The 18,824-nt window shown below is 70.5% G+C and carries 18 protein-coding genes; 7 read left to right on the top strand and 11 right to left on the bottom strand.

The window, feature by feature from the left end; all coding sequences use genetic code 11:
- Positions 1-45: 45 nt before the first annotated feature.
- The 3 genes from AC1DWJ_RS18135 to AC1DWJ_RS18125 all read right to left on the bottom strand — a co-directional run bounded on the left by AC1DWJ_RS18135 (position 46) and on the right by AC1DWJ_RS18125 (position 4,714).
- Positions 46-2,979 (bottom strand): vitamin B12-dependent ribonucleotide reductase, encoded by a 2,934-nt coding sequence (locus AC1DWJ_RS18135; protein ID WP_477621572.1) that lies wholly within the window; start codon positions 2,977-2,979, stop codon positions 46-48.
- Positions 2,980-3,096: 117 nt separating this feature from the next.
- Positions 3,097-3,603, bottom strand: coding sequence for a transcriptional regulator NrdR (gene nrdR, locus AC1DWJ_RS18130; RefSeq protein WP_457253142.1), 507 nt, complete (start codon positions 3,601-3,603; stop codon positions 3,097-3,099).
- Positions 3,604-3,988: 385 nt separating this feature from the next.
- Positions 3,989-4,714 (bottom strand): ZIP family metal transporter, encoded by a 726-nt coding sequence (locus AC1DWJ_RS18125; RefSeq protein ID WP_477621571.1) that lies wholly within the window; start codon positions 4,712-4,714, stop codon positions 3,989-3,991.
- A gap of 127 nt (positions 4,715-4,841) precedes the next feature.
- Between AC1DWJ_RS18125 and AC1DWJ_RS18120 the strand changes: the two genes are divergently transcribed.
- Positions 4,842-5,603: an SDR family NAD(P)-dependent oxidoreductase gene (locus AC1DWJ_RS18120; protein WP_477621570.1), complete on the top strand. Its 762-nt coding sequence runs from the start codon at positions 4,842-4,844 to the stop codon at positions 5,601-5,603.
- A gap of 100 nt (positions 5,604-5,703) precedes the next feature.
- Complete coding sequence (locus AC1DWJ_RS18115) at positions 5,704-6,300, top strand: N-acetyltransferase family protein (RefSeq protein ID WP_477621569.1); 597 nt, start codon at positions 5,704-5,706, stop codon at positions 6,298-6,300.
- 409 nt (positions 6,301-6,709) lie between these two features.
- On the opposite strand, the gene AC1DWJ_RS18110 is transcribed toward AC1DWJ_RS18115, so the two are convergent.
- From AC1DWJ_RS18110 to AC1DWJ_RS18095, 4 genes are all read right to left on the bottom strand, one after another.
- On the bottom strand, positions 6,710-8,335 hold the full coding sequence (locus tag AC1DWJ_RS18110) for a LuxR C-terminal-related transcriptional regulator (protein WP_477621568.1): 1,626 nt from the start codon (positions 8,333-8,335) through the stop codon (positions 6,710-6,712).
- A 203-nt stretch (positions 8,336-8,538) separates the two neighbouring features.
- Complete coding sequence (locus tag AC1DWJ_RS18105; RefSeq protein ID WP_477621567.1) at positions 8,539-9,675, bottom strand: flavin-containing monooxygenase; 1,137 nt, start codon at positions 9,673-9,675, stop codon at positions 8,539-8,541.
- A 174-nt stretch (positions 9,676-9,849) separates the two neighbouring features.
- Positions 9,850-10,461 (bottom strand): dihydrofolate reductase family protein, encoded by a 612-nt coding sequence (locus AC1DWJ_RS18100; protein WP_457253148.1) that lies wholly within the window; start codon positions 10,459-10,461, stop codon positions 9,850-9,852.
- A gap of 80 nt (positions 10,462-10,541) precedes the next feature.
- Complete coding sequence (locus tag AC1DWJ_RS18095; RefSeq protein ID WP_457253149.1) at positions 10,542-10,967, bottom strand: SRPBCC family protein; 426 nt, start codon at positions 10,965-10,967, stop codon at positions 10,542-10,544.
- A 47-nt stretch (positions 10,968-11,014) separates the two neighbouring features.
- On the opposite strand from AC1DWJ_RS18095, the gene AC1DWJ_RS18090 reads away from it, so the two are divergent.
- Both AC1DWJ_RS18090 and AC1DWJ_RS18085 read left to right on the top strand, forming a co-directional pair.
- Positions 11,015-12,166 (top strand): winged helix DNA-binding domain-containing protein, encoded by a 1,152-nt coding sequence (locus tag AC1DWJ_RS18090; protein WP_477621566.1) that lies wholly within the window; start codon positions 11,015-11,017, stop codon positions 12,164-12,166.
- 207 nt (positions 12,167-12,373) lie between these two features.
- Positions 12,374-13,618: a CHAP domain-containing protein gene (locus tag AC1DWJ_RS18085; protein WP_477621565.1), complete on the top strand. Its 1,245-nt coding sequence runs from the start codon at positions 12,374-12,376 to the stop codon at positions 13,616-13,618.
- 74 nt (positions 13,619-13,692) lie between these two features.
- On the opposite strand, the gene AC1DWJ_RS18080 is transcribed toward AC1DWJ_RS18085, so the two are convergent.
- Positions 13,693-14,139, bottom strand: coding sequence for a LysM peptidoglycan-binding domain-containing protein (locus AC1DWJ_RS18080; protein ID WP_477621564.1), 447 nt, complete (start codon positions 14,137-14,139; stop codon positions 13,693-13,695).
- A 224-nt stretch (positions 14,140-14,363) separates the two neighbouring features.
- Between AC1DWJ_RS18080 and lexA the strand changes: the two genes are divergently transcribed.
- Entirely contained in the window at positions 14,364-15,089 is a 726-nt protein-coding gene (lexA, locus tag AC1DWJ_RS18075; protein WP_457253154.1) for a transcriptional repressor LexA, read from the top strand.
- Between the two features lie 96 nt (positions 15,090-15,185).
- Here lexA and AC1DWJ_RS18070 read toward each other — a convergent pair whose 3' ends face one another.
- Positions 15,186-15,599: a DUF4259 domain-containing protein gene (locus AC1DWJ_RS18070; protein ID WP_477621563.1), complete on the bottom strand. Its 414-nt coding sequence runs from the start codon at positions 15,597-15,599 to the stop codon at positions 15,186-15,188.
- Between the two features lie 71 nt (positions 15,600-15,670).
- On the bottom strand, positions 15,671-16,204 hold the full coding sequence (locus tag AC1DWJ_RS18065) for an N-acetyltransferase family protein (protein WP_477621562.1): 534 nt from the start codon (positions 16,202-16,204) through the stop codon (positions 15,671-15,673).
- Positions 16,205-16,222: 18 nt separating this feature from the next.
- On the opposite strand from AC1DWJ_RS18065, the gene AC1DWJ_RS18060 reads away from it, so the two are divergent.
- Both AC1DWJ_RS18060 and AC1DWJ_RS18055 read left to right on the top strand, forming a co-directional pair.
- Positions 16,223-16,885: a class I SAM-dependent methyltransferase gene (locus AC1DWJ_RS18060; RefSeq protein WP_457253158.1), complete on the top strand. Its 663-nt coding sequence runs from the start codon at positions 16,223-16,225 to the stop codon at positions 16,883-16,885.
- Positions 16,886-17,126: 241 nt separating this feature from the next.
- The gene (locus tag AC1DWJ_RS18055; protein WP_477621561.1) at positions 17,127-17,924 is read left to right on the top strand and encodes an SGNH/GDSL hydrolase family protein; all 798 of its coding nucleotides are present in this window, start codon (positions 17,127-17,129) and stop codon (positions 17,922-17,924) included.
- 8 nt (positions 17,925-17,932) lie between these two features.
- On the opposite strand, the gene AC1DWJ_RS18050 is transcribed toward AC1DWJ_RS18055, so the two are convergent.
- Positions 17,933-18,793 (bottom strand): NAD-dependent protein deacetylase, encoded by an 861-nt coding sequence (locus AC1DWJ_RS18050; protein WP_457253161.1) that lies wholly within the window; start codon positions 18,791-18,793, stop codon positions 17,933-17,935.
- Positions 18,794-18,824 lie beyond the last annotated feature (31 nt).

Here is an 18,824-nt window from a genome sequence, read left to right as displayed (position 1 = left end):
AGCGTTTCGCTCCGGGCCCACCCTCTTGCTGTGGCTAGGTCAGGGTCAGCTGCAGCCGCTGGTGCTTCCGCAGCCTTCGCAGACGTAGCAGGAGCCGGCGGGGCGCATCTTCGTGCCGCAGGTCAGGCACATCGGGGCGTCGGCGGAGATGCCCTGGAACTTCTCCAGGAGCTCGGCGCTCGAGTGGACCTCGACCGAGACCTCACGGGCAGAGGCTGCACCGGCACCGGACTTCACCTGGTCGGCGTCGAGTGCCTTGCCCTCGACCGTGGCCGTAGAGGTCGCGGCAGCAGCCGGCTTGGTGACCGGAGCGGACTGGCTGAAGTTCTCCAGCTCGTCCTCGAGCTCCTCGTCCGACTCGTCGGCCTCGGTGTCCTGGTACGAACCGGTCTCCAGCTGGCGAGCACGCTCGGCAGCGGTGTGGATGCCCATGAACGACCGGGTGTCGAAGTCCATGTGGTCCAGCGCCAGGCGACGGAACACGTAGTCCATGATCGACTGCGCCATCCGCACGTCGGGGTCATCCGTCAGACCAGCAGGCTCGAACCGCAGGTTGGTGAACTTCTCGACGAAGGTCTCCAGCGGCACGCCGTACTGCAGGCCGATCGAGACCGCGATCGAGAAGGCGTCCATCACGCCGGCCAGGGTCGAGCCCTGCTTGCCGAACTTGAGGAAGATCTCACCCAGGTCGCCCGACTCGTAGGTGCCGGCCGTGAGGTAACCCTCGGCGCCACCGACCGCGAACGACGTGGTCTGCGAGGTCCGGCGCTTCGGCAGGCGCTTGCGCACCGGGCGGTACTCGATGACCTTCTCGACCTTGGCCTCGGCGGCCGCGGTGAGCTTGTCCGCCGCAGCGTCCTTGGCGGTCGAGCCACCATCGGACAGCGGCTGGCCGACCTTGCAGTTGTCGCGGTAGACCGCGATCGCCTTGAGGCCCAGCTTCCAGCCCTGCATGTGGACGTCCTCGATCTCCTCGACCGTGGCGTTCTCAGGCAGGTTGACCGTCTTGGAGATCGCACCGGACAGGAACGGCTGGACCGCCGCCATCATCCGCACGTGGCCCATGGCCTCGATCGACCGGGCGCCCATCGCGGTGTCGAAGATCTCGTAGTGCTCGGTCTTGAGGCCGGGGGCGTCGATGACGTGACCCTTGTCGGCGATGAACTCGACGATCGCCTCGATGGTCTCGCCCGTGTAGCCCAGCTTCTTGAGCGCACGCGGGATGGTGAGGTTGACGATCTGCATCGACCCGCCACCGACGAGCTTCTTGAACTTCACCAGCGAGAAGTCGGGCTCGATGCCGGTGGTGTCGCAGTCCATCATGAAGCCGATGGTGCCGGTCGGCGCGAGGACGGAAGCCTGCGCGTTGCGGTAGCCGTTCTTCTCGCCGACCTTGACCACGTCGTCCCAGGCCTTGGTGGCCGCACGGTGGATCGCGGTGTCCATCGTGTCGAGCGGACGGATCGCGTCGTTGGCACTCTGGTGCTTGCGCATCACCCGCTTGTGGGCGTCCGCGTTGCGGGCGTACCCGGCATACGGGCCGACGACGCCGGCGATCTCGGCGGAGCGCTTGTAGGCGGCACCGGTGAGCAGCGAGGTGATGGCGGCAGCGAGCGAGCGACCACCCTCGGAGTCGTAGCCGTGACCGGTCGCCATGAGCAGCGCGCCGAGGTTGGCGTAGCCGATGCCCAGCTGGCGGTAGTCACGCGTGGTCTCGCCGATCGCCTCGGTCGGGAAGTCGGCGAAGCAGATCGAGATGTCCATCGCGGTGATGACCAGCTCGGCGACCTTCTGGAAGGTCTTGGCGTCGAACGTGTCGTCGTCCTTGAGGAACTTCAGCAAGTTGAGCGACGCCAGGTTGCACGAGGAGTTGTCGAGCGACATGTACTCGGAGCACGGGTTGGACGCGGTGATCCGGCCCGTCTCCGGGTTGGTGTGCCAGTCGTTGATGACGTCGTCGTACTGGATGCCCGGGTCGGCGCACTCCCAGGCGGCCTGCGCCATCTTGGTGAACAGCTCGCGGGCGTCGATGGTCTCGATGACCTCGCCGGTGTCGCGAGCACGGAGCCCGAACTCGGTGCCGTCCTCGACCGCCTTCATGAACTCGTCGCTGACGCGGACCGAGTTGTTGGCGTTCTGGTACTGGACGCTGACGATGTCCTTGCCGCCGAGGTCCATGTCGAAGCCGGCGTCACGCAGCGCGCGGATCTTGTCCTCCTCGCGCGCCTTGGTCTCGACGAACTCCACGATGTCGGGGTGGTCGACGTCGAGGACGACCATCTTGGCCGCCCGACGGGTCGCGCCACCGGACTTGATCGTCCCTGCGGACGCGTCGGCGCCACGCATGAACGACACCGGGCCGGAGGCCGTGCCACCGGAGGACAGCAGCTCCTTGGAGGAGCGGATGCGGGAGAGGTTGAGGCCGGCGCCGGAGCCGCCCTTGAAGATGAAGCCCTCTTCCTTGTACCAGTTGAGGATCGAGTCCATCGAGTCGTCGACGGCCAGGATGAAGCAGGCGCTGACCTGCTGGGGGCTCTGCGTGCCGACGTTGAACCACACGGGCGAGTTGAAGCTGAACACCTGGTGCAGCAGGGCGTAGGTCAGCTCGTGCTCGAAGACCTCGGCGTCCTCCGCGTTGGCGAAGTAGCCGTGGTCCTTGCCCGCCTTGACATAGGTCAGCACGACGCGGTCGATGAGCTGCTTGAGCCCGGTCTCACGCTTGTCGGTGCCGAGCGCGCCGCGGAAGTACTTGGTGGTCACGATGGTGGAGGCGTTGACGCTCCAGAAGTCGGGGAACTCGACCCCGCGCTGCTCGAAGATCGTCTCGCCGGTCTTCCAGTTCTGCTGGACGACGTCTCGCTTCTCCCACGTCACCTCGTCGTACGGGTGCACACCAGGGGTGGTGTAGATCCGCTCAACCTTGACACCCTTGCCGGATGTCTTGCGGGCACCTGCACGTGCCCCTGCGGTTTCAGTCATTTCTGGTGGCCTCCCTAGCCCCTGGTGTTTCTACTTGGTGATTGTCTCGTGCGGCACTGACAGTGCCGCGGTCGTTCGGGTGGCCCGGCGGAGCGGGCGGTGCGTATGCCGCGGGGCTCAGCCCGGCGGCATACCGGCATGTCGATCAGGCCGAGGCTCGGGCTCGGTGCCGGTGGCTTCGCGCTCGGCGCGGAGCAAGGTGATCGCACCCTCGAAGTCCTCGAGGCTGTCGAACGCCTGGTATACGCTCGCGAAGCGCAGGTAGGCCACCTCGTCGAGCTCGCGGAGGGGCCCGAGGATGGCGAGCCCGACCTCGTGGGCGTCGACCTCGGCCTGTCCCTGCTGGCGGATGCACTCCTCGACCCGCTGGGCCAGGAGGGCGAGGTCGTCCTCGGTGACCGGGCGGCCCTGGCAGGCCTTGCGGACCCCGACGAGGACCTTGCTGCGGCTGAACGGCTCGCTCGCGCCGGAGCGCTTCGTGACCGTCAGGCTCGCCGTCTCGATGGTGGTGAAGCGGCGCCCGCACTCGGGGCACTGGCGACGCCGGCGGATCGAGCTGCCGTCGTCGGTGGTGCGCGAGTCCATCACGCGGGAGTCGGTGTGCCGGCAGAACGGACAGTGCATGACGGCTCTCCTCCCTCGTGCTTGGGTGGTGCTGGCTCATCCGGCTGGGGATGAGACTGTGGACTGCGGTGTGGACGATCTGGGGACAACGTGTGGGTAACCCGTCTCGCCCTGTGCACTACATGTGGACGAACTACAGCGGTGTAACCACTAGATGTAGGGATAGTCTGCCTCGCTGTGACCTAGGACGCAAGCGGTTCACCGAAACTGTTGCCGCAGTCTGCATCGGCGCAGGTCAGAGGCCTGTGAGGGCGTGGCGCGACACGCCGCAGTGACCTGCAAACTGATGCTCCTGTGACTGGTGTGACGTCAGAGGCGCCCAGATGTAGGGTTTGTCCACCGTTGGCTCCCCCACATGTGGTGTGCGGCGGCCGCCCGCGTGCGCTCAGGCCATCGAGAGCAGGAAGGCGGCGCTGAAGCCGACCACGGTGAGCAGCCCGACGAGGCGTCCGGCGTGCTCGACCGCCTCGGGGACCATCGTGTCGGCGAGCATTGTGAGGATCGCCCCGGCCGCGAACGCCTGGATCGTCGCGACCACGGTCGGGTCGGCCCCGTCGAGCAGCACCCGGCCGAGCGCGGCAGCAACGGTCGCGGCTGCCGCGACCGCCAGCCACATGCCCATGATGAAGCGAGCGCTGTGCCCGGCCGACTTCATCCCGGCCGACGACGACAGGCCCTCGGGGATGTTGGACAGGAACACCGCGGCCACGACCGCGACTCCCACCCCTCCCCCGCCGATCGTGCTGACCCCGATCGCCGCCGACTCCGGTATGCCGTCGAGCAGGGCGCCGAGCGCGAGTGCAGACCCAGCCGCACCGGCTGCCGGTCCGTTGGGGCTCTTACGACGATGGCCGCCGCGGCGGTCGATGAACCAGTCGCCGAGGAAGAACACGACGGACCCGGCGAGCAGCCCGAGGACGGTCGAGACTCCCCCGGCCTTGTCGTAGGCCTCGCCGGCGAGCTCGAAGGTCAGGGCGCTGACCAGCACCCCGGACCCGATCGCCATCACCCATCCGATCACCCGCTTCGACGTCGGCAGCCAGATGCCTGCCGCCGCCCCGATGAGCAGCGCAGCGCCACCGACGAAACCCCAGAACCCTGCTTCGAGCACCCTTGTCTCCTCTTCTGGACCCCGCTGACCTGCGCCGATGCGACACCGGGCCCTTGGACCCTACTCGCGCCGCGGACGAGGGCAGACAGTGGAGGGACCCCTCCCGAAACCTCACGAAAGGATCGCCATGAACACCTACGGACTCGGTGGGAAGGTCGCCGTCATCACCGGCGGCGCCTCCGGCATCGGCCGGTCGGGCGCCCACACCCTCGCCCGCTCAGGAGCAGACATCTCGATCTGGGACCTCGACCAGGGCGCACTCGACGTCGTCGTCAAGGAGCTCGACGCCTTCGAGTGCCGCGTGCACAGCGCCGTCGTCGACGTCAGCGACTCCGCGGCGGTCGACGCGGCCATGGACGACGTCGTCACCGCCCTCGGGCACGTCGACATCGCGGTCTGCAACGCCGGCATCGGTGGCGAGGCGAACACGAGCGGCGACTACACCGACCAGGGCTGGCACAAGGTCATCGGCATCAACCTCAACGGCGTGTTCTTCACCCAGCGGGCGGCGATCCGGGCCATGAAGGCCGGCGGTCGGGGCGGGTCGGTCGTCAACATGGCCTCGATCCTCGGGGCGGTCGGCTTCGCCACGGCGAGCGCCTACACGGCGGCCAAGCACGGCGTCGTGGGGATGACCCAGGCCGCGGCGTGGGAGCACGCCGCTGACGGCATCCGCATCAACGCCGTCGGGCCCGGGTTCATCCGCACCCCGCTGCTCGACGAGCACCTCGACCAGCCGACCCTCGACTTCCTCGCCACGCAGCACGCACTGCAGCGGCTCGGCGAGCCGGAGGAGGTCGCCGAGCTGGTGGCCTGGCTGGCCAGCGACGGCGCGTCGTTCGCGACCGGCACCTACTACCCGATCGACGGCGGCTACCTGGCCCGCTGACCGAGTACCCGGGTGAGCGCCAACCGACTCACCCGGGGCGGCGGAGAGTGCGTTGGCGCTCGGTCGGCGCGGTGTCACCGCACGGTGGTTGGCTGGGCTCATGCCCGAGACGTGGGAGACGCACCCGGTGACGCCCGACCGGTTCGAGGACTTCGCCGACGTCATCAACCCGAACCGTCGCCCCACCCACTGCTGGTGCCTGTCCCACCGCATCCAGGCCAAGGAGATCACCGAGCTGGGCGGCACCGGCACGGACGCCCGCGAGAAGGCGATGCGAGCCCTCTGCGAGCGCGAGCACCCGCCAGGCGTCGTCACCTACCTCGACGGCGAGCCGGTCGGCTGGTGCAACATCGGCCCACGCTCGGAGATCCCGCGGCTCGCGCAGTCGAAGCTGATGCTGCCGGCCGACGACGCGCCGGTCTGGAGCATCGTCTGCGTCGTGGTGCGCTCCGGCTTCCGCAGGCGCGGCGTCACCGCCCACCTCATCGAGGGTGCGGTGGAGTATGCCGCGGCCAACGGTGCGCCCGCCGTCGAGGCCCACCCGGTCGATCCCGGTGACAAGCGGATGGACCTCACCATGGCGTTCGTGGGGACACGATCGATGTTCGAGCGGAACGGGTTCTCGGTCGTGGGGACCACCGACGCCGTGGCGAGCAAGCTGCCGCGACTGGTGATGCGCCGCATGCTCGGGTCCTGAGGGCCAGGCGCGGGTGCCGGTCGGCGACCCCACCGCACGTACCAGCCGAGCATCAGGCCGGTGCTCAGCAGGTAGAAGGAGTGCAGCACCCAGAGCGGGCCGGGCGGGAGGCTGAAGACGTAGACCGAGTGGACGGCGTTGCCGACGTTCGCGAGCGCGAGGTTGCCGAGGCTGTACGACGACAGGTCGCGGCTGCGGGCGGCCTTGACCAGCATGGGCAGCACGCTGCCGGCGAAGATGGTCGTCGAGACCATCCCCGCGAGCAGTGGCAGCGTGGTGTGCATGGCTCTGACGGTAGGAGCGCGGGGCGTCGGCCCTCATCGGTTCGACGGCCCATCCCGTTGGACGAGGCCGTGGGTCGTTCTACCCAGCGGGCCGTGCTAGCCAGCGGCCCGTGCCCCTCGTCTCCTCAGGCCAGCTCGTGCTCGAACGCGTAGGCCGCGGCGGCGGTGCGGGTGGTCACGTCGAGCTTGGTGTAGATGTTGCTCAGGTGTCGGGCCACGGTCTTGTGGCTGAGGACCAGCTCGGCGGCGATCTCGGCGTTGCTGCGACCCGAGGCCAGCAGCCGCAGCACCTGCACCTCGCGCTCGGTGAGCCCACCGGGCAGCTGGGTCGGGGCCAACAGCCGACGCACTGCCTCCGCGTCGGGCACGGCACCCAGGCCGGTCAGCGTCGACAGCGCGGCTCTCAGCTCACGGCTCGCTGACTCGGCGTCGCCGAGCTCGGCGAGGCACCGGCCCAGCTGACCCTGTGACCGCGCGGCCCGGTAGGGACAGCCCAGCTGCGACCACGCGCTGCGGGCGGCCCGCAGGTGGGGCAGCGCGCCCGCGGGGTCGCCTACAGCGAGGCGCAGCAGGCCGACTGCGTCCCGCGACTCCGCCGTGACAGCAGCGCAGCCGAAGCCCTCGGCGATCGCGGCCAGCTCGGTGGCGCACTCGAGGGCACGCTCGACCTCGCCCACCGTGAGCAGCACCTGCACCGCCGCCGGCAGCACCCGCGCCCTCCCCACCGGCCCCTCCGTCTCCGCGAGCAACCGCACCACCGCGGCGTGCGCCACCTCCTGGCGCCCCTGGGCGAGCCACAGCAGCGCCAGTCCGGGCTGCGGCTCGAAGCCGTAGGTGGCGGCCTCGGTGTAGGCGGCGTCAGCGGCGGCATACTCCCCCTGCAGCCGCAGCACGCCACCGCGCTCGGCGAGCGCCAACCCGCTGGCCTCGGTCGCCTCGGCGCGCACGTAGCGCTGCAGGGCCAGGCCGAGCTCCTCCAGGGCCTCGGCCCACGCCCCACGCAGGGCCATGATCTGGCCGCGGTGCACGGCGCACTGGCCGGCCCAGGGCACCAGCCCGGGCTGGCGGTCGCACCACACGGTGAGCGCATCGGTCCACTCCGCCGCCCGCCCGAAGTCCGACACCTCCTGGCAGCCCTCGATCATCAGGCAGTAGATGTCACCCGCCCACACCGGCGCCACCTCACCCGAGGCCACCGCAGTCATCGCCTCGTCGAACAGCACCAGTCCCTGCTGCACCGAGCCCGACATGAGCGTCAGCCGGCCCTGCGCCGAGAGGCCCAGCGCGACGAGGTCGGCATCCCCGAACCGGCGCCCGACGGCGGTCGTCTCCTGCGCGCAGGTCAGCGCCTGCGGCCACTCGTGCTGGTCGATGTGGCGGTACATCTGCAGGTGGGTCAGGTAGCCGCGCTCCACCACGTCACCCGCCTCGGCGAGCAGGCCCTGGGCGCGCACCGCCCACCCGCCGGCGACCGACAGCTCGCCCACCCGCGCGTGCACCATGGCCAGCCAGACGGCGGAGTGGGCCGCTGCCGCGGAGTCCCCCGCGTCGACGTGGGTCCTGAACGCCCGCTGCAGTGCTGCCACGCAGTCCTCGCGACGCCCGAGCAGGTAGGCCGTGTAGGCCAGCCGGGTCTGGTCGGCAGCATCGAGCGCGTCGGGTTCGACGTCGGACCAGGTCTGGAACGCGGCGACCCAGTCGCCGCGTTCGTAGGTCTCCCGCGCCCGGATCAGCTCGTCCACGACGCCCATCGCGGTACCTCCACCTCGGAGGATACGCGCGACGGGGCGACTATGGATCGGCCTGACGGACGACGCCGATCGGAGGCCCTGGTGAGGCTGTCAGACCGGGCTCGGGCTCGCGCTCCGGCTCGGCCTCCGGCTCCGGCTCGGTCTCCGGCTCCGGCTCGGTCTCCGGCTCGGTCTCCGGCTCCGGCTCAGGCTCCGGCTCAGGCTCAGGCCGCGAGCCGGCCTGCCCGGGGGGCGCGGGCGGCATCGGTCGGGGTGGCACCGCGGGTGGCCCGGCGGGCGATCTCCTTGGCGACGTAGGCCGCGTCGGCTCCCACCCCGCCGATCAGCATCGAGCGGAACGAGCTCTGCATCGACAGCCCGCAGAAGTACAGGCCCGGCGCGTCCTGCACCACACCGCGCAGCTCGCGCGGCCAGCCGTCCTCGCCGACCACGCCCGCGACATCGATCCAGCCGAAGTCCTGGGTGAAGCCGGTCGCCCACACCACGGACGCCACGTCGACGACCCGGCCGCCCGCGAGCACCGGTCGACCACCCTCGACACCGGTCACGCGCTCCTCCACGCGTTCGACGCCGCGCCCCTCGAGGTCCGCCACCTTGACCCGAAGGGCCGGACCGCCGTGGAACCGGATCTCCTGCATCTCCTTGCGGCCCACCGGAGTTCGCCGGTTGATGACGTGTCCCCAGACGAACCACAGCACCGGCATCGCCATCCTGAACCGCCGCGAGCCGTGCGGCACGGGGATCTCCCCGCGCGAGGCCCCGGCCAGGATCGTCGAGTGGTCGGGCGCCACCTCGTAGGCCACGTCGAAACCGGAGTGGGAGGCGCCGACGACGAGCACCGGCCCGTCCGGCAGCTGCGACGGACGGCGGTACCCGCTCGAGTGCAGCTGCACGATCGCCGGGTCGAGCTCGGCCGCGAAGTCGGGCACCTGCGGCCGGCGCCCGAAGGTGCCGGTGGCGACGACGACGTGGTCGGCCAGGTAGTCGCCGCTGTCGGTCTCGACGAGGTACCCGCCCGTCGTCGCCGCAGCCAGCCGGCTCACCCGGGTGTTGAGCCGCACCGGCAGGGCGAACTCGCGCGCATAGGTCTCGAGGTAGTCGGCCACCTCGTCCTTGCCCGGGAAGTGCCACGGGTCCGCGGGGAAGGCCAGGCCGGGCAGCGAGTCGTGCTTCGCGGGGCTGTAGAGCCGCAGCGAGTCCCACTGGTTCCGCCACCCGTCGCCCACGCGGGCGCCGGCGTCGACGACCAGACAGTCTCGTCCCGACTGCTTCAGCTGGTATGCCGTGGCGAGCCCAGCCTGCCCCGCGCCGATCACGATGGTTTCGAGGTGAGTGTTCATGCCCTCGACGGTAGGAAGGGGGGCCGGCCGCCCGCGTCGGTCGAACCGCCCATCCGCACGACGGGTGGCATGGGCAGATCGACCCACTCCCCACTTCTGGCCACCCGTGCCGGGTGTGCGCCCCGTTCCGGGCGCTCCCTGCCGCACCGGTGGCCAGAAGTCGGGGAAGGACGGTCAGGGCTTGGTGACCTCGTAGTCGATGAAGGTCGCCAGCGGCGACTGCCGGACGCCCTTGGGGGTGAGCTCGATGTCGTGGTCGAAGCCCTCGAACAGGAGCTTGCCGCGGCCGAGGATCACCGGGGCCACGATGATGCTGAGCTCGTCGACCAGCCCCGCGGCGAGGGCTTGGCGGATGATGTCCGCTCCCCCGCTGAGACTGACGTCCTTGTCCCCGGCCGCAGCCTTGGCCCGGTCGATGGCCTCCACCACCCCGTCGACGAAGACGAAGGCGTCGCCCTCGGGCTGCTCCTCGGGACGGTGGGTGACGATGAAGGTCGGGACGCCCCACGGGTTCTGGTCGCCCCAGTGCCCGGCCGCCTCGTACATGGTCCGGCCGGCGACGGAGGCTCCGAGCCGCGCGAAGGCGGCGTCCATGTACTCCTTCTCGACCCCGCCCAGGTCGGCGCCCGGCGCCCCTTCGGGCTCGGCGTCGTAGGACCACGGTCCGCCGAACACCCAGTAGTGCAGCCGCTCGCCGCCTTCCCCGAGTCCCTTGCCCGGGCCGTCGTCGGGTCCGGTGATGTAGCCGTCCACCGAGGTCGTGATGCTCGCGCACACCTTGGTCATGTCTGCCTCCTGCTGTCGTCGGAAGTGGTGGTGCTGGCAGTCGTCCTGTCAGCCATACCGACCCACCGAGCCGACCGAACTCATCGGCGCCCTTCGCAGCGAGCCTTCAGCCCGGCCGCCTCGGTCGCGAGGTAGCGGTCGGTCAGCCCCCGGTAGAACCGCCCCATGAACGACCCGAGCCAGCCCGCCTGCTCGACGGACAGCCGCACCCGCGAGCCACCGCCGGAGAGCGGCTCGATGCTGTGCCGAGCGGTGGTCAGCACGCCAGGACCGGTGGCCACCCACGTGAACGAACGCCCCGGCTCGAGCTCGGTGACGACGTACTCGGTCTCCGGCACCTTCGGCTGGTTGATCTTCGCCCGCGACCCCGGGCGCAGCGGACCCTCGTCGAGCCGGCGCACCCAGGTGACGGTGTCGGTCCAGTCCGACCAGCGCTCCACGTCGACCATCACCTCCCAGACGCGCTCGGGCGGTGCGGCGATCTCCACGGTCGTGCTCTGTTCCATCACCCCATGGTCGCGCACCTGTCGGCGGTCTTCGAGAGGATGGCGCCATGGACTCCTCCCGCGTCCTCGCCCAACGCCTGGCGACGCAACGGCTGTCGTCGGCGCCAGCCCCCAAGGCGGTCGACGTGGTGCGGCTGCTCACCTGCGTACAGAGCCAGGAGCGCGACCACGCCTTCTTCTCGCTCGGCCTGCGCTCGCGCAATGGCACGTATGCCGCGGTGCAGCGCGAGTTCGACTCCGGCGCCTTCCTGCGCACCCACATCCTGCGGCCTACGTGGCACTTCGTCGCGCCCGAGGACCTGCGCTGGATCCTCGACCTCACCTCGCCCCGCGTGTTGTCCAGCATGGCCGCTCGGCACCGACAGCTCGGGCTCGACGACCAGCGCCGCATGTCCGACGGCCTCGACCTGCTGTCAGAGCTGTTGCAGGACAAGACCTTCCGCACCCGCCCTGAGCTCAACGACGAGTTCACCAACCGCGGGTCCCCCATCAAGCCCGGCCAGCAGCTCGGCCACCTGCTGCTCGTCGCCGAGCTGAGGGGCCTGGTCTGCTCGGGGCCCATGAAGGGCGTGCACCACTCCTATGCGCTCGTCGACGAGGTCGTGCCGCCGACCCCCACGCGCACCCGGGAGGAAGCCGTGGTCGAGCTCGTCCGGCGCTACGTCGCGGGCCACGGACCGACCACCATCAAGGACTTCACCCGCTGGGCGACCCTCACCGTCACCGATACCAAGCAGGCGCTGGCCGAGATCGGCGACGACCTCGAGGAGGTCGAGGTCGACGGCATCCCGCACTGGTTCGACCCCGCCCAGGTGCGCCGGCGCAGCCCGGCCGCCCCCGCGGCATACCTCTTCCCCACCTACGACGAGGTGGTGCTCAGCTATCCGCAGGTGAACTTCCCGTCCCTGCCCGACCATCCCTACGCCGAGCACAACGACCCGTTCTGGGCCTGGGTGGTCCTGGAGTCGGTGAACGTCGGACTGTGGAAGCGGACCGTGCGCCCCGACGTGGTCGAGGTGGAGGTGCGGCTCGCTCCCGGCGTCACGACGGCGGGACGCACCCAGGTGCGCAGGGCGGCCCAGCGACTCGCGCACTTCCTCGGCCGCGACCTCTCCTACGTCGAGAACGAGGGCACCCCACACCTCTGGGGCGGCGTGCAGGGGCACCCGGCACGCCGACCGCGCCGGGCCGGCCGCTGAGAGGGCCGCCCCGGCGTCTCGGCCGTTCGGCCGATGCCCCATGGCCGTCCTGAGCACGAGCCGTCGAATTACACGGACGGTGTTCTCCGGGCAAATGGGACAAGAGGATCCGACGTAGGGCACCCTGTCGAAGCCCCCCCGACCGGGCCCCGTTTCCGCCGAGCACCATCCGGCACCCCGCCCGGTCCCCCCAACCCCCGGGAAGTCATGCGACGTCACCTCCCCCGCGCTGCCGCACGCCTCGCCGCGCTCGCGCTCACCGCCAGCGCAGCAGTGGCCTTCACCGCCACCGTGGCAACGCCGGCGCACGCCGAGACGATGGTCCGGGAGTGCAAGGCGTCGAACGTCTCGTGCATCGCCTTCTCCGGGTATGCCGGGAAGCCGATCTGGGGCTACCCGGTGAGCTCGTCGGGCAACAACTGCGTCAACTACGTCGCCTACCGACTGGCGCGCAACGGCGTCGCCCAGCAGAGCGCGATGGGCAACGGCGGCAGCTGGGCGGTCAACGCCACCAAGCGCGGTTTCAAGGTCGACAAGACGGCCGCCGTCGGCTCGGTGGCGCAGTGGGGCTACGGCAGCGCCTACGCCCCCAGCTACGGCCACGTCGGCTACGTGGAGGAGGTGACGGCGGCCTACATCGTCATCTCCGACTCGTCCTACGGCGGCGGCTACTCGTCTCGCTGGCGGGTGCCCCGTGGTGACCGCAACTGGCCCACCAACTTCATCCACTTCAAGGACAAGGCCTACCAGCCCCCGCCGTCGGGCAGCTTCATCAAGGTCCGTGAGACCTCTCAGGCCTTCCGCCTCGTGGGCAAGTCCCCGGTCTACGTCTCCACCTGGGCCGCCTTCGGCGGGACCCAGCCGACCCACCTGGTCTCCAGCGCCTCGCTGGCCACGCTGCCGATGCGACCGCCCGAGGGCACCTTCATCAAGGGCGCCCAGCGCAGGGAGGCCTACCGCATCGTGGGCGGCGCTCCGGTCATCGTCACCTCGTGGACCGTCTTCGGGGGCACCAAGCCGACGGTCGTGGTCGACCAGAACGCGATCGACCGGGCCGGCTCGGGCGGGGTCTGGAACCACCTCAACGCCGTGCCCGCCGACGGGACGTTCATCAAGACCGCACAGCGGCTGGAGGCCTACCGGATCAGCGGTGGCGCACCGATCGCGATCAGCTCCTGGGCAAACGTCGGTGGGTACAAGACCCCCCTCTACGTCGACCAGCTCGCGGTGGACCAGGCCGGGTCGGGCCTGAAGTTCAACCACCTGCGGTTCCACCCCAAGGACGGCACCGTCATCACGGCGCTCCCGGGGACCGCGTCCTACACGGTCACCGCGGGGGTGCCGATCCGCACCACCACGACCACCTCGGCCGTGGGCGTCGACCAGGTCGCCATCGCGAAGGCAGGCGACACGTCAGCCATCCGCTGGACCCACTTGGCCAAGGCCAGCTGACCTGGTCGGACCTACCGACTGGTCAGTGGGCCCGGGCCGTGGGACCTCGACCGACGCGCTCGACCGACACGCGCTCAGCCGACCCGCGGGATGAGCAGCGTCTGACCGGCGTGGATGTCGCTGCCGGTCAGGTCGTTCGCGATCTGGAGCTGGGCCACGGCCTCGGCCATCGGCAGCTGAGGGAGCTGCTGCGTGGCGATCTCGGAGAGGGTCTGGCCGGTGCCCACGGTGGTCGAGTGGTCGATGACGGTGGCGGAGGCTCCGCCGGAGAAGAGCGCGACCGCCAGGGCGACCGCCGCCACGACGACGATGAGGGTCAGCGCCAGCCGGCCCGCGCGGGTGATGCGCAGCGGCGTGGCCGGCACCTGGGGGACCGCTGCCCCGGTGGGCACCGAGACCAGCTGGGGGCGAGCCGGGCGAACGGGGACCCGCACCGGCGCGGGGGCGACGTCCCAAGCGACTGCTGCACTCATCTGGTCCTCCATGGGGGCGGTGAGCTGGGGGCTCATGGTTGCGTTCATCGAACGGGTGTGCGAAGAACTGCCTGGGTGATTTCTAGCACGCATGTTCGAACGGATCAAGACACGCGTCGAACACATGTTTGGCACAGACGTTCGAAGGCCATACGCTGTGTTCATGCCCCAAGCACATCAGAGGCCACTGACAGCCCACCTGTCACAGCCGCTGAGTTGCCCGGCACACGGCATCTGACCTGCACCTTTATCGGCTCAAGTGAGGAAGCGGCATGAGCGACGACAACGTCAAGGAACTGCCCGACCGCGATCGCGGCGACGGTCTGACCGTCCGGCAGCGACGGGTGCTCGAGGTGATCCGCAACTCGGTCGACCGGCGTGGCTACCCGCCGAGCCTGCGCGAGATCGGCGAGGCCGTGGGGCTCACCTCCCCCAGCTCGGTGGCCCACCAGCTGTCGACGCTCGAGCGCAAGGGCTTCCTGCGTCGCGACCCCAACCGACCGCGCGCCATCGAGGTCGTCTCACCCGACTCGCCCGCCGACATGCGGGGCTACCGCGGCGGCGCCAGCGTCGAGGACGAGACCGCCACCTATGACGAGACCGGGATCAACGACCGCCGCCCTGAGGCGTCCTACGTGCCGGTGCTCGGTCGCATCGCGGCCGGTGTGCCGATCCTGGCCGAGGAGACCGTCGAGGACGTCTTCCCGCTCCCCCGCCAGATCGTGGGCGAGGGCCAGCTCTTCCTCCTGCAGGTCGTCGGTGACTCGATGATCGAGGCCGCGATCTGCGACGGCGACTGGGTCGTCGTCCGGCAGCAGCCCAGCGCCGACAACGGCGACATCGTGGCCGCGATGCTCGACAACGAGGCGACGGTCAAGACCTTCAAGCGCAAGGACGGCAAGGTGTGGCTGATGCCGCACAACGCCGCCTTCGACCCCATCGACGGAGACCACGCCACCATCCTCGGCAAGGTCACGGCGGTGCTGCGCCGCATCTGACCTCGACCCTCAGGTGCCGGCTGCACCGTGTGCCGCGGTACGCCCCGTGCGTGCCGCGGCACACGCGTGTCGGGGCCCCGCAGGCAGGGAGAAGGCTCAGTCACCCAGGGCGTCGAGCAGGTGGGTGACCTTGGTGGCGAACCGTTCGCCACCGTCGCCGTCGGCCCACAGCTCCCAGAGCTCGTTGTCGTCGGACTTCAGGGCGCGGTGCAGGGCCTTCGTCGCGAGCTCCTCGAGCCGCTCGTCCACCTCGATGGGGTCCTCGTCGATCCAGCGCGGCACGTTCCGCTCCCCGATCACCGCCTCGAAGTCGTCACAGGCGGCCACCACCGCGGCGGCCGCCACGGCCTCGGACATGGTGGGGGCCTCGATGTAGCCGGACGCACGGACCACCCGGGCGAGGGCGGTCTCCACCTTCCGGCGGCGCACGTCCTGCCCCGACTCCTCGAGCTCGTCGAGGAAGTCCAGTGCGTCGTCGTTCTCGAACGGCCCAGCTCCGATGGCGCCCATCTCCGAACCTCCACAGCCTGCGACAGGGGTGCAATTCCGAGAGTGCCGCGCGAGGGCGCGACACGCCAGCCCTAATCCGTGGGGCTCATCCGTTGGTACCACTCGGTGTCGACATAACGACCGAACTTGTGCCCCACCTCCCGCAGGACCCCCACCCGTTCGAAACCGGCCGCCAGGTGCAGCGCCACGCTCGCGTCGTTCGGGAGGGCCACCACGGCCACCTGGGTGTGCACGCCCGGCGCGGCGTCGAGCCGCGCCAGCAGCGCGGCATACAGGGTGCGGCCGAGGCCGCGACCCCGCGCGGTCTCGGCGAGGTAGACCGAGACCTCCTTGGTGCCCGCGTAGGCGGGCCGGGGGCGGAACGGTCCGGAGAAGGCGTACCCGAGGAGCTCGTCGGCGGCCGTGCAGGCGACCAGGACGACGTTGCCCTCGTCGACGGCGGCGAGCTTCTCCCCGAGGTATGCCGCGCCGCGCGGCTCGGTGTCGAAGGTCGCCAGCGAGGTGCGCACCTGCTCGTCGTAGACGACGGCCATGGCCGGCAGGTCGGCCGGGGTCGCGTCGCGGACGACGATCGCCGGGTCCTCGGCAGGGACGAAGCTGCTCATATCGGCGATGCTAGGGGGATGAGCGACGGGCACCAGCACTCCGACAGGCACGGCTCGACCGACGGACCGGCCCTGCCCGACCCCGACCGGGGCACCCCCACGACCCGTCAGGCGCTGTGGGACGAGCGGTATGCCGCGCACGAGCACGTCTGGAGCGCGACCCCCAACGCCGAGGTGGAGCGGATCGTGGGCGGGTGGCCGCCCGGTCGGGCGCTCGACCTCGGGGCCGGTGAAGGTCGTCACTCCGTGTGGCTCGCGTCGCTGGGCTGGCGGGTGACGGCCGTCGACTTCTCGTCGGTCGGGCTGGCCAAGGGTGAGAAGGAGTCGACGCGTCTCGGCCACCGCATCGACTGGGTCGTCGCGGACGCCCGGTCGTGGCACCCCGCACCCCAGGTGCTCTACGACCTCGTGCTGGTCTCCTACCTGCACCTCCCGTCGGACGTCGTGTCCCGCACCCGCAGCTGGCTGGCTCCCGGTGGTGCGCTGGTGGTGGTCGGGCACGGCCTGCGCAACCTCACCGAGGGCGTCGGTGGGCCGTCCGACCCCGCCCTGCTGCACTCCCCCGAGCAGCTGCGCGAGGCCGCGGGCGACCTGGTGGTCGAGCGCTGCGAGGAGTACGTGCGGCCGACCGAGCAGGGGGACGCGATCGACGTGGTGCTGGTCGCCCGACGGCCGGCCTGACCGCCGACTGCCGGTCACCCGCCGGGGTCACGCCGGGGTCACGCCGGGCGGGTCTACGCCAGGTGCGGGAGGGCTGCCGCGGGACACGGTCATACCGTGGACCGCAGAGTGGCTCGTCGCTGAGGAGGGATCCGTGCGCCCGCGATCGTCGTCCTCAACAGCTGCAGTGCTGGCAGTCCTCGCGCTCTGCTCCTGCAGCGGTGGGGCTACTCCGACAGGGTCAAGCGTCGACCGCTCGCGGGTGGCAGCAACCACCTCGGCGACCGGCGCGCCGTCCGGCGTGGACGCGGACCACCCCGAGGGGGTGATCGCCCTGGGCCACTCGGGAATGACCGGCTTCCAGTCCGATCCCGCAAACCCCGGTGAGAACGTCGTCGACAACTCGTGGGCCACGGGCACCAACCCCGAGGTCAACAGCGTCTACGAGAGGTTGGTTGCGGTCCGTCCCAAGACGCAGGGCTTGGTGGCCAACGTGTCGCGCAACGGGGAGAAGGCCGATGGGCTGGAGTTCCAGGTGCCCGCCGCGTTGGCCATCGTCCCGACACCTTCGCTGGCGCTGGTCATGATCATGGACAACGACATCCGTTGCGACGGAACCGATCCCGCACACCTCCCGGAGTTCCGAGCGCAGGTGAGGTCTGCCGTGCAGTCCATCGTCAAGGCGTCCCCCAAGGTGACGGTCGTGCTGGCGACCGGAGCCGGTCGCCCGGCCGAGTACGCCAGGGCGATCGCCACCCTCCCCACCACGCCGGTGGACCTCGTGGGGCAGGAACCGTGCGCGATGTTCTCGGCCAACAAGAAGGTCAACACGGCCGAGGTGAGACGGCTGACGTCACTCATGGAGGCGTACGAGGCGGAGCTCGACCGGGCGTGTGCAGGAATTCCCCAGTGCCACACCGACGGTGGCGCGCTGGCCCGCCACCCCGGCGATCGGCTGGAGGAGCTGGGCAACGACCTCGGTCACCCCTCCGTGCTCGGGCACCAACAGTGGGCGGCGGCGATCTGGCCGGCGGTGGCCAAGGCGATGGGCCCGGGCTGAGCCGGGCGCTAGGCAGCCAGGCGGTCGAGCAGAGCGGCCAGCGTCGGGCCCAGTGGGGCATCCACCTGCACCGAGGCCTGCTCGTCACCCCGGGTGGGACCGCGGGTGATGATGGCGACGGGGATGTCGAGCGCCGCGGCTCGGCGCACGAAGCGGTAGCCGCTCATCACCTTGAGACTGGACCCCAGGACGACGAGCGCACTCGCCTCCTCGGTGAGCCGGAAACACTTCTCCACCAACGGTTTCGGCACCGACTCCCCGAAGAAGACGACATCGGGCTTGAGGGTGTCGTGAGCGCAGACGAGGCACAGCGGGGTGCGGAAGGCCTCGACGTCGAGCTCGTTGAGGACGATGTCACCGTCCGGCCTGATCTCGTCGCTCGTCACCGTGTAGGTCGGGTTGGCTTCGCGCATCCGCTCGTCGAGGTCCCACCGGGAGGACCGGTCGCCGCAGGTGAGGCAGACGACCCGGGCGAGTGACCCGTGCAGCTCCTCGACGTCAGTGGCGCCGGCCTGCTGGTGGAGGCCGTCGACGTTCTGCGTGATGACGGGTCCGACCAGCCCGCCGCGCTGGAGGCGGGCCACGGCCTCGTGGCCGGAGTTCGGCTGGGCCAGGTTGAACCGCTGCCAGCCGACGTAGCTGCGGGCCCAGTAGCGCTGTCGCGCCTGCGACGACCCGAGGAACTCGGCGTACTGCATGGGCGTGACCCGGCGGGTGCCGTCCGGGCCCCGGTAGTCGGGGATCCCGGAGTCGGTCGAGATGCCCGCACCGGTGAGGACGAGCACGTTGCGGCGCTCGAGCAGCGCCGCGACGGCATCCAGCTGGGTGGTCGCGGCAGCAGTCGTGGTCACGGAGGCCGGGCTCGTCACGTGGCTAGCGTACGTCGACCGGTCGAACGCG

This window comes from Pedococcus sp. P2_D7 (assembly GCF_056404295.1).
This window is presented reverse-complemented; position numbering and strand designations above follow the sequence as displayed.